Genomic DNA, 14034 nt, shown 5'->3' with positions numbered 1-14034 from the left:
ACGCCGATCACGTCGACTCGAGAGGTGACCACGTGTCTGCGGAACTGAGGTCAAGGTTTCAGGAGTTCATCCGGGCTCGCTCCGACGATCCCGAGTCCGTCCATGTCACCAACGCGCAGGCCCTCAGCGGCGGGTGGAGTCGCGTCATGTACACCGTCACGGTGGAACGTCAGGGCGTGGAGTCGAAGTACGTGTATCGGTCAGATCCCGATCCGATCGACGTCCATTTCCCCACGAGCCGATCTGACGAGTGGGAGGTGCTGACCGCCCTGGACGGGCTCGACACGGTTTCCATTCCCGAGCCGCTCTGGTTCGACAGCGACGGGTCGGACTTCGGACGCCCCGCGATCGTCATGGCTCATGTCGACTGCGAGAGTCTCCTGTCCATCGCTCGGCGGTCGGAGCAGCAGGACTTCCCATCCATGGCCTCACGCCTGGCGGAGCTGCTGGGATCCCTGCATCGCGTGCGCCCGGAGCAGCTTCCATCTCGACTTGGCCGCCACCGGGACTGGGACAGCTACATCGGCTCCCGGATCGAGCTGTGGCTCGATGCAGAACGACAAGCACTCGCTCCGGACCCGTTCCTGAGGCTCGTAGCCTCCTGGCTCGACGCCAACAGGCCCGAACCTGTCCCGCTGGGTTTGGTGCACGGCGACTTCCATCCGGCCAACGTCATCGTGACCAGTGACGACGAGTACATGGCGGTCGACTGGGAGCTGGCCCACGTGGGAGATCCCCGAGAGGACCTCGGCTGGATGGCCTTGGCCGCAGTGGCTCAACCTCCGGACCTCGTGGGTAGCGACCCTGACAGCTTCTACGCGAACTACTGCAAGGTGGCCGAGCTCCCAGTCGAGGCGATCGACGAGAAGGCACTCATGTACTTCCTCGTCCTGGGGTCGACCGACTGCTACCTCGGGAGCCTCGCGCGACTCGCGCGACTCTCGACAGGACAGTCGCGCACCGTCGGATCGGCCTACATGGCCCAGGTCTCACCCGGGATGGCGCGCATCATCTTCGACGCGATGAAGCGTCACGAACAACTGTCGAGGGGCTGACCCGCATGTTCACCCGACCCACCAGCGCTGAGCTGCTGGATGCTGTGAGCTCCCTTCTTCGCGACCTCCGCGACCACCCCGAGAGCGCGTCGGCTGCTCAGCTCGAGGTTGCCCTCGAGGTGACCGGTGTGATCGAGCGGCGCCTCGAGAACGAGCCACGCGGGCTCGTTGCCGGCATCCGGGAGATCGAGGATCTCTCGAGAACCGCCCTGGCGCTGCACGCCGACGACCCTGATCTGCGCGAAGCCATCGATTCCTACGAGCAAGCGTGGCCGGCGGGCCTCGACGCAGCTGAAGGTCTCAGCCAGTACGAGGCCGCGGGTGCGTTGCTCTCCGCGGTCTCCGATGTCTCGTACCGTCACTCGGACACCGATCTCATCGACCAGGTGTTCCAGGTTCACGCGCGTCGCTTCGAACGCCTCTCCCGTGTGGTGGGCGACTTCGAGGCGAAGGGACGCACCTGACGCACACGCAGAGCCACATGTCTCTGTTCGCCACAAGCGCACGTCACCTCGAAGGAGCGGCATGAGCAAGAAGCTGGACGGCAAGGTTGCGCTCATCACCGGCAGCACGCGCAGCATCGGCAGGGCGATCGCCGAGGAGTTCCTCGCCGAGGGCGCCTCAGTGGTCCTGAGCGGACGATCCCACGAAAAGGGCGCCTTGGCGCTCAAGGAGCTGGATGCGGGCGATCGCGCGCACTTCGTGGCGGCCGACGCGCTCGAGCAGGACCAGGTCGAGAAGCTGGTCGACCAGTCCGTCGAGCAATTCGGGGCGCTCGACATCCTCGTGAACAACACCGGCGGGTGTGACGGGTTCGCGTTGATCCACGAGCTGTCGGACGCGGCCTGGAACCGGGCGCTCGACTGGACGCTGAACTCCGCGTTCTGGGCGACTCGACGAGCCCTGCCCGGCATGCTCGAACGCGGATGGGGGCGGATCATCTGCATCTCGTCGGTCGAGGGCAAGCGCGCCAGCCAGCCCGCAATCGGCCACTACATCACCAGCAAGCACGCCCTGAACGGGTTCGTGAAGGCCGTCGCAGTGGAGTACGGCGCCCGCGGTGTGACCGCGAACGCGATCTGCCCCGGAGCCGTCGAGACTGACAGCATGGCGGTCGGCGGCCGCCTGGCTGCCGAGGCTGCCGGCATCAGCTATGAGGAGTTCCTCGGGCAGTACGCCGGTCAGGCGATGATCGGAAGGCTGAACACGGTCGAGGAGGTCGCCGCGGTCGCCGCCTTGCTCGCCGGCCCCGCCGGGGCCGGCATCACCGGCGCGCTCATCAACGTGGATGGCGGGACGAGCCCCTGGTGATCACCGCGGCCCGTTGTCCGGGAGCACAACGAGCCGCCCGGTCACCCCGCCCTCGTGCAGGCGGGCATAAGCCGCGACCACCTCGCTGAACGGCACCTCCTCCACCACGGGTTGCAGCAGTCCCTGCTGGGCGAGCTCCACAACGGCCACCAGGTCCGCTCGGGTCCCCCAGAACGGCGCGCTGACGCCCCAGCCCAGGGGCAGCGCCAGTCCCTTGCCGACCGCCATGCTGCCGCGCGCACCCCCGACGACGACCAAGCGTCCGCCCGGCTGGAGCACCGAGGCTCCGGCGGCCATGGTGTCGTCGGAGCCGACGAAGTCGAGGACGACATCGGCCCGGCCGCCGGCCATGGCCTCCTCGACCGTGGCTCCGGCAAGGTGGGCGCCGAGCTCCGTGGCCAGCTCGCGGGCCTCGGAGCGTGGGTCGACGGCGACGACCTGGGCCGACGTCGTCGCGCGGAGGATCTGCACGGCGAGGTGGCCGAGGCCGCCCACCCCGATGACGAGAGCCGTGCAGTCGCCCACCAGCGCGTCCTGCTCGCAGCGGATCGCGTGGTAGGCCGTGAGCCCGGCGTCGGCCAGAGGGGCGAGGACTGCCGGCGGGACGCCGTCGGCGGCCACGAAGTGGCGCTCGTCGGGCAGCAGGACGTAGTCGGCGAGCCCCCCGTCGCGGCCCAGCCCGCAGCCCACCCGGCCGCGCAGGTCGACGCAGTGGTTGTCCCGGCCGCGCAGGCAGTTGTGGCAGGACCCGCACGACCAGACGCCGTGGACCACCCCGTCGCGACCCACCAGCGCGGGGTCGGCGTCCTCGCCGACGGCGACCACCCGGCCCGCGACCTCGTGCCCGAGGGTCAGCGGCAGCTCGTAGGGCAACGTGCCGGCAGGGCACGTCATCACGAACAGGTCGGAGTGGCACAGGCCGACGGCGCGCACCTCGAGCAGCACCTCCCGCCCGCGCGCCACAGGCACCGGCACCTCGACGAGTTCCAGCGTCCCGCCCCAGTCCGGCAGGCGGTACGCCGACATCACGGCCAGTTCGGCACCTGCGGGCCGCGGCCGCCGACGGAGGCGAGGTAGCCGGCGGTGTCGGCCCGGCGCTCGCCCCACATGATCTCGAAGACCAGGCGCGAGATCTTCCAGGTGCCCTCGTGCAGGGTGAGCTCGTCGTGGTAGCGGCCGACGAGCAGGCAGACGTCGTCGTCGCCCTCGAACTTCTGGTACGACGTGTGGTAGACGAGCGCCGTCGCCCGGTCACCTTGCACGTCGACGTGGTAGACGCTCAGCAGGTGGTGCTGCCACACGCACGTCTTGGTCGCGTCCCGGATCCAGCCGATCACCGTGTCGGCGCCTTCGGCCGGGTCGGCGTTGCCGTACTGCGCCCAGAGGTCGGGGTGCAGCACGTCGACGAGGCCGTCCGGGTTGGCCGAGTCGATGCAGGATGCGTAGCGGTAGAGCGTGTCCTCGATGAGCAGGCGCTCCTCGACAGTGGTCATGGTCGGTCTCTTCCTGTTCGCTGGATGTGCATCAGACGGTCGCGCCGAGCCGGTAGCCCTCGGCGATCGCGTGGCCGATCCGCCGGGGAGTCACGCAGTCCCCGATCGCTGTCTCCGAGTCGCTGGGGCGTGCGCCGCGGATCAGCGCGTCGTCACCGATCCGCGGCTGGTGCCAGACGAGGAGGGCGGGCTCGGGGACCTCGAGGTCGGCGCCACCGAAGACGGGACGGAGCGCCGCGGGCCGCGCGGCGTCGTCCGGGACGACGAGCCGGGTGGCGACGTGCGTGGCCACGCCGGCATCGCCCAGCCGCCTCAGCAGCGGACCGACGCTCTCGTGGGGCACGCGAGGTGCCAGCGCTGTCATCGCGGTCGCGAAGATGACCTGCCAGCCCCGCTGGGCCAGCGCCTCGGCGGCGCTGTAGGCGGGCCAGAAGCCGTCGCCCTCGTCGTACACGACCGCCGGTCCGGGACCGGGTAGCGGCAGGGTGCCCGTGAGGACGTCCTCGACGGTGGCCGTCGGCCGGGAGCGCAGCGTGGAAGGCAGCGGCGCCGCCTTCGACCCGGTCGCGAGCACGACGTGGTCGGCGAGCCCCCGGATCTCTTCGAGGTCGTCCGGGGCGATCTCGGCTCCCAGGTTGACGTCCACCTTGAGCCGGCGTGTCTCCCGCTCCAGGTAGTCGACGATGTCGATCAAGGTCGCGCGGTGGGGCGAGGCCGCCGCGACCCGCACCATCCCTCCGAGCGCGGTGTCACGCTCGAACAGCGTGACCCGGTGGCCTCGTCCGGCACTGACGCGCGCGGCCTCGAGGCCGGCCGGACCACCGCCGATGACGTAGATCTCCTTGGGGCGGGTCACCTGGACCCCGACCGTCGCCGGTCGCCCGCGCCCCACCTCGGCGTTGACCGCGCAGTGGAGGTGCGGGTCGAAGGCGCGGCAGTCCTGGTTGATCCCCAGGCAGCCTCGGATCTCGTCGAGCCGCCCGGTCTGCGACTTGACCGGCAGGTCCGGGTCGGCGATGAGGGCCCGCGCCATGCCGACCAGGTCGGCGTGCCCGGCCTTGATGGCGTGCTCCGCGGTGCCGACGTCGCGAATCCGTTGCCCCACCAGGGTCGGGAGGCCCGTGGCGGCGCGGACCCGCGACGCGGACGGGACCGCCACCGCATCCGGACCGGTCGAGTCCTTCACGTAGGTTCCGCGCGTCCCGTGGGTGATGCTGAAGTAGTCCACGACGCCCAGCGCGGCCAGGTCCTCGCTGATCCGCACGCAGTCCTCGATGCCCATGCCTCCGGGGATGTCCTCCTCGCCGCTGAGGCGGACACCCAGCGCGAACCCGGCCGGGCTGACCGACCGCATCGCCTCGATCACCAGGTGGAGGAACCTCATCCGGTTCTCGAACGAGCCGCCGAAGCTGTCGGTGCGCCGGTTGGTCAGCGGCGACATGAACTGTGCAGGCAGGTAGCCGTGCGCGGCGTGGATCTCCACGCCGTCGAGGCCGGCTTTGACCAGGTTGTCCGTGGAGACCCGCCAGCCTTCGATGATCGCGTCGATGTCCGCGACGGTGAGCTCGTGCGGCGGGTAGGGATCCCTCGGTGTCTTGATCGACGACGGTGCCATGGGTGCCTGGTCGGACTCGCCCCCGATCAACTCCCGGCCGAGGTGGACGAGCTGCCCGACGAGGCGCGCACCGTGCCGGTGCACCACGTCCGCCTTCTCCTTCATCGCGGGCACGACGGCGTCCTGGTAGGCCTCGACCAGCTTGCCCGACCGCAGCGCGGACGTGGGATGGACGACCATGGCGCCGGCGACGACCAACCCCACGCCACCTTGCGCGAGGCGCTCGAAGTGCTCCACGTCGCGGTGCGTCGGGACGCCGTGCTCAACGAGGCTCGTGCCTGCGGGCAGCGCGACGAGCCGGTTGCGCAGGTCGAAGCCGCCGAGCCGGAACGGCGAGAAGACGTGTGGGTAGCTGTCTTCCATCAGTTGCTCCTGCGGACGGGTGTCTTCTGGGTCTGGGGCGACGAGGTGCTGCTGGTGCCGCGCCGGCCGGGTCTCGGGAGGGGCCGGCCGGCGCGGAGCCTGGTCAGGCCGCCGTGCCGGGTCCGGTCCCGCGGCGTACGCCGGCGGTGACGGCCTCGGGGAGCGCCTTGCTCGGGTCGACCGAGATCGTCTTGTAGTGCAGGAACTCCTGGTAGGCGGTCGGCCCGTGCTCGCGACCGATACCCGACTTCTTGTAGCCACCGAACGGCGAGCCGAGGTCGGCGGCGAACGTGTTCACGGAGTACGTGCCGGCCCGGATCTTGCGGGCGACCTCGAACCCGTGCGCGTCGTCGGCGGTGAACACCGCACCGGAGAGGCCGAGCTCGTTGTCGTTGGCGATCCGGATCGCGTCCTCCTCGCCGTGGTGAGGAATGAGGGAGGCCATCGGGCCGAAGATCTCCTCGCGGGAGACCCGCATCGTGTTGTCGGCATCGGTGACCAGGGTGGGCTCGTAGTACCAGCCCCGGTCCAGGCCGGCCGGCCGGCGACCACCTGTAGCGATCGTCGCGCCCTCCTTGCGGGCGAGCTCGACGTACTCCTCCACGCGGGCCCGCTGACGCTCGGTGACCAAGGGGCTGATCACCGTGTCGGCCTCCATGGGGTCGCCGATCTTCAGCGACCGGAAGCCCTCCACGAGTGCCTCGGCGTAGTCGTCGTACTGGGCGGCGGGGACGACGAGCCGGGTCAGGGCCACGCAGCTCTGGCCGGCGTTGGTGCCGACGCTGGCGCCGATGAGCACCGGAAGGGCGTCCTCCAGCTTGGCGTCGTCGAGCACGATGGCCGCCGACTTGCCGCCGAGCTCCAGCACACACGGCTTGATCAGCTCGCCGCAGGCGGCGGCGATGCGTGAACCCGTCTGCACCGACCCGGTGAAGCTCACCATGTCCACACCGGGGTGGCGGACCAGGTACTCGGCCTCGGGGGCGCGAGCGGCGACGATGTTGATCACCCCGGGCGGCAGGCCGACCTCCGCGCAGATGTCCCCGTAGATGAAGGTGGCGAGCGGGTTGGGCTCAGTCACCTTCACGACCGCGGTGCACCCGGCGATCAGTGCGGGCGCCACCTTCTGCGGGACTGCGGGGAACGCGAAGTTGTAGGCCGGGAAGGCGGCGACGACGCCGACCGGCTCCTGGACGACCAGGCTGGCGCCGGCCATCGGGATGATGCTGCCGCCCTCGGAGCTCGCCGCGAGCGGGCCGAGGTCGCTGAGCCGGACTTCCTCCGTCACGAGGCCGCGGCCGATCTCGGCGTTGTAGTTGAGGCTCATCACCGGGGAGACGACCTGGTAGACCTGCGAGAGGAACAGCGTGCAGCCGAGCTCCTCGGTGATCAGCTCGGCGAGCTCCTTCTGACGCCTGGCGATGGCGTCGGCCATCCGCGTCAGGTAGTCCGCTCGCTCGGCCGGGCTCAGCCGCGGCCACTCACCCTCGTCGAAGGCCCGGCGCGCGGCGCCGACGGCGGCATCGATGTCGGCCCGCGAGGCTGCCGGGACGTGTCCGATGACCTCTTCGGACCGGGGTGAGACGACGTCGAACCGGTCGTCGGTCTCGGCCCGGCGCCAGGCGCCGTCGATGAAGAAGTCCTGGTGGTCGAATTGCGTCATTGGGGTGACCCTTCACTGATGGGTTCGGGCCCTCGGCCCGCTGTGCTCTCGGATCCCCGAAGTGAACCAAGTTCGATTCAATTTAGAACATCGTGACGCCGACCACAAGAGGCAGATCCGCTCCTGGGTCGAGGTCTCTCGAAGGTCTTGTCACCGGCGCGTGACCGGCGTTACAGTCGAGGCTACTCGGACCCAAACCGAACTCAGTTCGTGCGCCGGTCACCGCCGACGCCTTCGCAGGGAGAGAGCACACGATGACCATGACCGACCCAGCACCCGTCGGCGGGGCGTCGACCGACCCGGTGGACCCGGCAGAGGTCCCGGCAGAGGTCCCGTCTCGGTTCTCCGGGCGGGTTCCCAGCGGCTGTCCCGTGGTCCACGTCGACGCCTCTCCTCCCCTGGAGGTCGGCAGTCACTGGCGCAAGGCCGCCGAGCTGCGCGAGACCAGCCCGGTCTTCCTCAACAGCCACGCTCAGGGCTACTGGATGTTCACCAGGTACGACGAGGTCCGGGAGATGTACCAGCACCCGGAGATCTTCTCCAGCGAGTCGATCACGCCCTGGGACCCCGAGCCTGCCTACCGGTTCGTCCCCACCCAGATCGACCCGCCCGAGCACAGCAAGTACCGCCAGCTGATCAGCCGCTGGTTCGCTCCCAACGCGGTCAACCGGATCGCCCCGCAGGCCCACGAGATGGGCAGGCGGCTGGTCAGCGACCTCGCGGGGCGCGGCGAGTGTGACTTCATCACCGACTTCGCGATGCGGCTGCCCACCGAGATCTTCTTGGAGATCATCGGCGTCCCGCACTCCGATGCCGACCTGTTCGTCCCGTGGGTGGAGGACTTCTTCGCCGGCTTCGGCGGCGACCTCGAGCAGCAGCAGGCGATGGGTGCGGCGCTGGGCTCGATCCGTCAGTACTGGATCGACGTGCTCGCGGCTCGGCAGGACGACACGGACCAGCGGGAGCACGACTTCGTGTCACTGCTGCTGCACTCGACCGTGGACGACGCCCCGCTGGGCGACGACCTGATCCTGGACATCCTGACCGTGCTGGTCCTCGCCGGCCTCGACACGACGCGCGGCCAGCTGGGCTACCTCTTCCGCCACCTCGCCGAGAACCCGGACGACCGGCGCCGCCTGGTGGCCGAACCGGAGCTGATCCCGTCGGCGGTCGAGGAGTCGCTGCGCCTCTACACGATCATCTTCGGTGACGGCCGCAAGGTGGCCCAGGACACGGAGTTCCACGGCTGCCCGCTGCGCAAGGGCGACATGGTCTACGGCCTGGTCTCCGGAGCCAACCGGGACCCGCGGGTCTACGACCGGCCCGACGAGTTCATCGTGGACCGCAAGGCCAACAACCACCTCGGGTTCGCGGGCGGACCGCACCGCTGTCTCGGGGCCCACCTGGCCCGGATGGTCATGAGAGTGGCCGTCGAGGAGTGGCTGAAGGTCATCCCCGACTTCGAGGTGGCGACGAAGACCCCCCTGATGGAGCGCGGCGGCGGCGCCATGATGACCCTGCTCAGCCTCCCGCTCACCTGGGAGGTGTCGGCATGAAGCTCGAGTTCAGTGCCACGCTGTGCCGGGGGCACGGCCGCTGCTACACCCTCGCCGAGGACCTGCTCACCGAGGACGACGAGGGCTTCGTGACCGCCCGCGGCCAGATCGTCGACGTACCCCCCGACCAGGTCGACGACGCGCGCAACGCTGCGGGTTCGTGCCCGGAGAGCGCGATCACGATCCTGGAGGACTGACCGGACCAGGTCAGGGATCAGGTGGCTCGACGCCCGGCGGCGATGCCGCCGTCGATGACGAGCTCGGCGCCGGTCACGTAGGCGCTGTCGTCGGAGACGAGGTAGAGCACGGCCTGCGCCACCTCGTCCGGCTGACCGCGGCGGCCCAAGGGGATCGTCCGCAGGTAGGCGGACCAGTCGACGTCGGCGAAGTCCGGGCGATCGGTGATGGCCGTGTCGATGCTGCCCGGGCTCACGGCGTTGACCCGGACGCCTCGCTCGGCGAGCTCGAGGGCGGCGACCCGGGTCAGCGCGGACACCCCCGCCTTGGAGGCGACGTAGGCGCCGAGGCCGGCGGTCGGCAGCACGCCGTTGAGCGAGGAGATGTTGACGATCGACCCGCCGTCGGCGAGGTGGCGACCGGCGACCCGGAGGCCCAGGAACGTGCCGGTCAGGTTGAGGTCCAGGATCCGGCGGAAGTCCTCAGCCGTGGTCTCGAGGATCGGTCGCCTCAGAGCTGCGCCGGCGCAGTTCACGAGCGTCGTCAGCCGGGACCCGCCCTTCTCGAGCTCGCCGACGGCCGCTTCCCACGCGGCCTCGTCGGTCACGTCGAGGGCGACGAACGAAGCCCGGTCGCCCAGCTCCGCCGCCAGCAGCCTGCCCGAATCCCGATCGACGTCGGCCAGGTGGACGACGGCCCCCTCCCGGTGGAGCAGACGGGCGATGGCCGCCCCGATGCCCGCCGCCGCGCCGGTGACGAGGGCGGTCCTGCCCACGCACCGCTGGGTCACCGGTCCCTCACCGCCACGCGAACGGGTCCGGCACCGTGACCGGTGCCGGACCCGCTCGAGGAGAGACCGATCCCTACTTGCCCCACAGCGCCTTGAACTGCGCCTCGTAGTCCTCCACCATCGGGAACGCCGCCGACGTGTCCTCCGGAGCGGTGTCCTTCTTGACCAGCCAGAACCGTGGGCCTGACTCGAGGACCGGCACCCCTGCCCAGTGGCGGGCGAGAGCGTCGAGCATCAGGTAGTCGTAGGAGTAGAGGTCGGTCGGCATCAGGGCCTCGATCGCCCCGGTCTCCAGGTCCGCGAAGTTCTGCGGACCGCCGCCCTGCCCGACGATCGTGACCTTGTCCGCGAGGCCCGCGGCCTTGAGCGCCGCCGGCAGTCCCGAGGCCAGCGCGTCGGTCACCGACAACGCCACGTAGTTGACGTCCGGGTGGCTCCGGAGGTAGGAGACGATCCGGTCGGGAGCGTCCTTGCCGAGGGCGGTCAGCGGGATGTCGAGGTTGTCGACACCGCACGAGGGGCAGTACTTCTTCATGCCCTCCTCGAAGGTGGCGCCGACCTCCGCCAGGATCTCGAACGCCGAGATGTTGACGTACACCGCGTCGGCCTTGCCCCCACTGTCACTGACGACCTCGGCGGCGAGGTAGTCGCCGATCGGGGCGTTCTGCTCGGCGGTGGCGGTGTTGTAGAGGATCCCGTCGTCGGTCGTCGCGAGCGAGCAGCACGTCACGAACTGCACGCCGGCGTCCTTCGCGTCCGCGATCTGCTTCGCGTAGGCGTCCTTGTCCGCGGCGTTGAGGATCACCGCGTCCGTGCCGTTGCGGATCGCTGAGTCGATGGCGCCCTGCACCTTCTCGGGAGACCCGTCGGTGGCGACCTGGTCGACGGTCCAGCCGAGGATCTCCGCCCCGCGGGCCAGGATGGGCCCTTGGACCGCACACGCCTCGACTCCGCAGCTGACGAAGGTGATCTTCTTGCCGGTCGGGATCGGCTTGTCGATGGGTGTGTCGACGCTGATCGTCGTGGGGCGCACAGCGGCCTTCGCGACCGTTGCCTTGGCGGCTTCGAGGCCGGCGGTGTCGACCTCCGTCGACGACGACGCTTCACTGTTGTCGCCGCAGGCGGTGGCGGCGAGCAGGATGGTGGCGATCGATGCGATCGTCACGACCCACCTCAGGCGGCGTTCGGTGGGGCTGTGTGCGGACATGGTTCTCTCTTTCTGTGTGGGCTTCTCTGTCCCGAGACGCATGAGTGACCCGTCGTCCGACGGCGTCATTTCGAGACGGGTTGACTGTCCGGATCCGGATCCGGATCCGGGTCAGCGGGACGGGCGGCGAGGGTGGTCCGGCGCTGCAGGCCGGTGACGGTGAGCGCGGCGATGAGGACGATCCCGACGAAGAGCGAACCCGACCACTGCGGTGCGTTGGCCAGACCGAGACCGGTGACCCCGGTGCCCAGCAGGAGAACTGCGATCACGGTCCCGCCCGCGTTGAACCGCCCGTTCTTGAGTTGGGTCGCCCCGAGGAACACCGCTGCGAAACCGGGAAGGAGGTAGGGCGTTCCGGCAGTCGGTGACCCCCCGCCGAGCACGGATGCCAGCACGATGCCGGCCGCCCCGGCGAGCACACCAGAAGTGACGAGACTGAGGAACTGCAGCCGAGCGACCCTGACACCGGCCAGCCGCGCGGCGTCCGGGTTGAAGCCCACGGCGTAGAGCCGTCGACCGGTCGCGGTGTGCTCGAGGACGTACCAGATGCCGACGGCGACGAGCGCGAAGTAGAACACCGGGAGGGTGATGCCCCCGACCGTGGTCTGGCCGATCTTGGAGAACCCGCCCGCGAGCTTGGCGTCGCTGATCGGGGTGTCGTTGGTGATCCAGGTGACCACCGCCTGGAGCAGCGAGCCGGTGGCGAGGGTCGCGATGAAGGAGTCGATCTTCATGCCCACGACGACGACGGCGTTGACGAGGCCGATCACGAGCCCGATCACGAACCCCATCAGGACCGCGGGCACCAGCGGGACGCCGTCGACCACCAGGTGCGTGACGGCGACACCGCACACGGTCATGTTCAACGCGAACGACAGGTCGAAGACCCGGGCTGCGAGGGGGATGGTGACCGAGAGGGCGGCGAGCCCGGTGATCGCGTTGGCGTTGAGGATCTGCTTGGCGGTCGTGATGTTGGGGAACGTCTCGGGCACCCACACCGAGAACACCGCGATGATGGCCAGCCAGACGTAGATGGCCCCGACCTTGTCGACGGCGAGGCGGGAGACCCACGTCGAGGCGACGCTCGGCGTGTGGGGTGCCGGGTCGGCTGGCTGGGCCGTGGTCATGACCCGTTCGTCGGCTTTCGAGCTCATTGGTCCGCTCCTTCGATGGCTCTGATCAGCACGTTCTTGGTCAATCCCTGGGCGGCGAGCTCCTCGGCGACCACGCCGTCGCGCAGGACGAGGATCCGCGTGCAGAGGGCGAGCAGGTCCCCCTCGTCGGACGAGGCGACGACCACCGCGAGACCTTGGGCGGCCAGCTCGGCGATGATCCGGTAGATCGACACGCGCGTGCCGATGTCCACACCCGCCGTCGGCTCACAGAGCACCAGGACCTGAGGATCTCCCGCCAGGCAACGGGCGAGGATCACCTTCTGCTGGTTGCCGCCGCTCAGGGTCGAGATCGGCGCCCCAGGTCCGGCGCTCACCAGGCTGAGTCGCTCGCTCCAGGTCTCGACGAGATCGGTCTCGTCCTTGGCCGACAGCCGCCCTCTGCTCCCGAGTCGCTGGAGGGAGGACAAGGAGATGTTCTCGGCGACCGTGAACTCCGCGATCACGGCTTCGGTCTGGCGGTCGGCGGGGACGAGCGGGATGTCGAGGTCGCGCGCCTGGCGTACGTCGTACCACCTGTCCGACAGCGCCGGAAGCCGGATCTGCCCGTCGGCGAGGACGCCGGCCTTCCCGGCAAGGGCGTAGGGCAGCTCGAGCGCGCCTGCGCCCGCGAGCCCCGCGATGCCGACGATCTCGCCGGCGCGCGCCTCGAGGTCGACGCCTCGCAGCCACTTGCCGCGGACGCCCCGGGCCTCTAGCCGGACCGGCTGGTCGGTCTGGGTGACGATCGGTGCGCGGAAGTCAGGATCGACCTCGTCGCCGACCATCCGGTTGGCCAACGCGCGGGAGTCGAGCGTGCTCACGTCGTAGGTGCCGACTCGTCGCCCTCCACGCAGGACGGTGACCCGATCGGCGAGGGAGAAGATCTCGTCCATCCGGTGCGAGACGTAGAGGACGCTCGTGCCGCGTCTGCGCACCTGGTCCACGACCTCGAAGAGCCGCTCGACCTCGTCGTACGGCAGCACCGCAGTCGGTTCGTCGAGGACCAGGACGCCACCGCCGTCCCAGCCCTGAAGCGCCGCCGCGATCGCCACCACCGTGCGCTGCACCGGGGTCGCCGCGGCCAGCGGCCGGTGGATGTCGAGGTCGACGTCGAACGCCGCGAGCACCCGGCGGGTCTCCGCCTCCTGCTGCTTCCACAGCACGCGCCCACCGAAGCCACGCGCGAAGCCTCCGTGCAGCGCCAGGTTGTCCTGGGCGCTGAGCTCCAGGATCAGACCGAGGTCCTGGTGCACGAAGCGCAGGCCGTCGGGCACCGACCTGCCCGCCTCGAAAGGAACGCCGTTGAGCTCCGCGGTGGCACCCGGATCCGCCGAGTGATAGCCCGCCAGCACCTTGATCAGCGTCGACTTGCCCGAGCCGTTCTGGCCCATGAGCGCGTGCACCTCACCGGGGCGGATGTCGATCGAGACGTCGTCGAGGGCCCGGGTGCCCGGGAAGGTCTTCGACAGACCGCGGACCGTCAGCACCGGCGCTGCCGACGCGTCGACCCGAGCCGGCCCTCGTTGGCCGCCGGACGCGTCACGTTGGGGGGCGTTCGTCGTCATCGGACACCACCGCTCTCTGGATCGAAGCGAACCGAGTTGAGTTCAGTTCATTCCAGAGTCAAGCACGCCATCCCGTGTGATGGCA

13 protein-coding genes are annotated in these 14034 nt (G+C 69.8%); 5 read left to right on the top strand and 8 right to left on the bottom strand.

The window, feature by feature from the left end:
* The first annotated feature begins 32 nt into the window (after positions 1 to 32).
* From ACYVC6_RS03250 to ACYVC6_RS03240, 3 genes are all read left to right on the top strand, one after another.
* Positions 33 to 1055: a phosphotransferase family protein gene (locus tag ACYVC6_RS03250; RefSeq protein WP_460710912.1), complete on the top strand. Its 1023-nt coding sequence runs from the start codon at positions 33 to 35 to the stop codon at positions 1053 to 1055.
* A 119-nt stretch (positions 1056 to 1174) separates the two neighbouring features.
* Complete coding sequence (locus tag ACYVC6_RS03245) at positions 1175 to 1519, top strand: hypothetical protein (protein WP_460710910.1); 345 nt, start codon at positions 1175 to 1177, stop codon at positions 1517 to 1519.
* Positions 1520 to 1580: 61 nt separating this feature from the next.
* Positions 1581 to 2366: an SDR family NAD(P)-dependent oxidoreductase gene (locus ACYVC6_RS03240; protein WP_460710908.1), complete on the top strand. Its 786-nt coding sequence runs from the start codon at positions 1581 to 1583 to the stop codon at positions 2364 to 2366.
* Here ACYVC6_RS03240 and ACYVC6_RS03235 read toward each other — a convergent pair whose 3' ends face one another.
* The 4 genes from ACYVC6_RS03235 to ACYVC6_RS03220 all read right to left on the bottom strand — a co-directional run bounded on the left by ACYVC6_RS03235 (position 2367) and on the right by ACYVC6_RS03220 (position 7500).
* A complete protein-coding gene (locus ACYVC6_RS03235) occupies positions 2367 to 3392 on the bottom strand; it encodes an NAD(P)-dependent alcohol dehydrogenase (RefSeq protein ID WP_460710906.1) in 1026 nt (341 codons plus the stop codon).
* The gene (locus tag ACYVC6_RS03230; RefSeq protein WP_460710904.1) at positions 3392 to 3859 is read right to left on the bottom strand and encodes a nuclear transport factor 2 family protein; all 468 of its coding nucleotides are present in this window, start codon (positions 3857 to 3859) and stop codon (positions 3392 to 3394) included. The genes ACYVC6_RS03235 and ACYVC6_RS03230 overlap by 1 nt, the downstream gene beginning before the upstream one ends.
* A gap of 31 nt (positions 3860 to 3890) precedes the next feature.
* Positions 3891 to 5837, bottom strand: coding sequence for an oxidoreductase (locus ACYVC6_RS03225; RefSeq protein WP_460710902.1), 1947 nt, complete (start codon positions 5835 to 5837; stop codon positions 3891 to 3893).
* 103 nt (positions 5838 to 5940) lie between these two features.
* Positions 5941 to 7500 (bottom strand): aldehyde dehydrogenase, encoded by a 1560-nt coding sequence (locus tag ACYVC6_RS03220; RefSeq protein WP_460710900.1) that lies wholly within the window; start codon positions 7498 to 7500, stop codon positions 5941 to 5943.
* A gap of 260 nt (positions 7501 to 7760) precedes the next feature.
* Here ACYVC6_RS03220 and ACYVC6_RS03215 point away from each other — a divergent pair, with 260 nt between their 5' ends.
* Together ACYVC6_RS03215 and ACYVC6_RS03210 are read left to right on the top strand one after the other, a co-directional pair.
* Complete coding sequence (locus tag ACYVC6_RS03215; protein ID WP_460710898.1) at positions 7761 to 9056, top strand: cytochrome P450; 1296 nt, start codon at positions 7761 to 7763, stop codon at positions 9054 to 9056.
* The gene (locus ACYVC6_RS03210) at positions 9053 to 9253 is read left to right on the top strand and encodes a ferredoxin (protein WP_460710896.1); all 201 of its coding nucleotides are present in this window, start codon (positions 9053 to 9055) and stop codon (positions 9251 to 9253) included. Before ACYVC6_RS03215 ends, ACYVC6_RS03210 begins: the two co-directional genes overlap by 4 nt.
* 17 nt (positions 9254 to 9270) lie before the next feature.
* On the opposite strand, the gene ACYVC6_RS03205 is transcribed toward ACYVC6_RS03210, so the two are convergent.
* From ACYVC6_RS03205 to ACYVC6_RS03190, 4 genes are all read right to left on the bottom strand, one after another.
* Entirely contained in the window at positions 9271 to 10008 is a 738-nt protein-coding gene (locus tag ACYVC6_RS03205; RefSeq protein ID WP_460710894.1) for an SDR family NAD(P)-dependent oxidoreductase, read from the bottom strand.
* An 88-nt stretch (positions 10009 to 10096) separates the two neighbouring features.
* Positions 10097 to 11230, bottom strand: coding sequence for a sugar ABC transporter substrate-binding protein (locus ACYVC6_RS03200; protein ID WP_460710892.1), 1134 nt, complete (start codon positions 11228 to 11230; stop codon positions 10097 to 10099).
* Between the two features lie 65 nt (positions 11231 to 11295).
* A complete protein-coding gene (locus tag ACYVC6_RS03195) occupies positions 11296 to 12384 on the bottom strand; it encodes an ABC transporter permease (protein WP_460710890.1) in 1089 nt (362 codons plus the stop codon).
* Positions 12381 to 13949, bottom strand: coding sequence for a sugar ABC transporter ATP-binding protein (locus ACYVC6_RS03190; protein ID WP_460710888.1), 1569 nt, complete (start codon positions 13947 to 13949; stop codon positions 12381 to 12383). The genes ACYVC6_RS03195 and ACYVC6_RS03190 overlap by 4 nt, the downstream gene beginning before the upstream one ends.
* Between the last annotated feature and the right edge of the window lie 85 nt (positions 13950 to 14034).

This window comes from Nocardioides dilutus (genome assembly GCF_054779555.1).
Note: the sequence above shows the minus strand (reverse complement) of the source record. Positions and strands in the feature narration are given on the sequence as shown.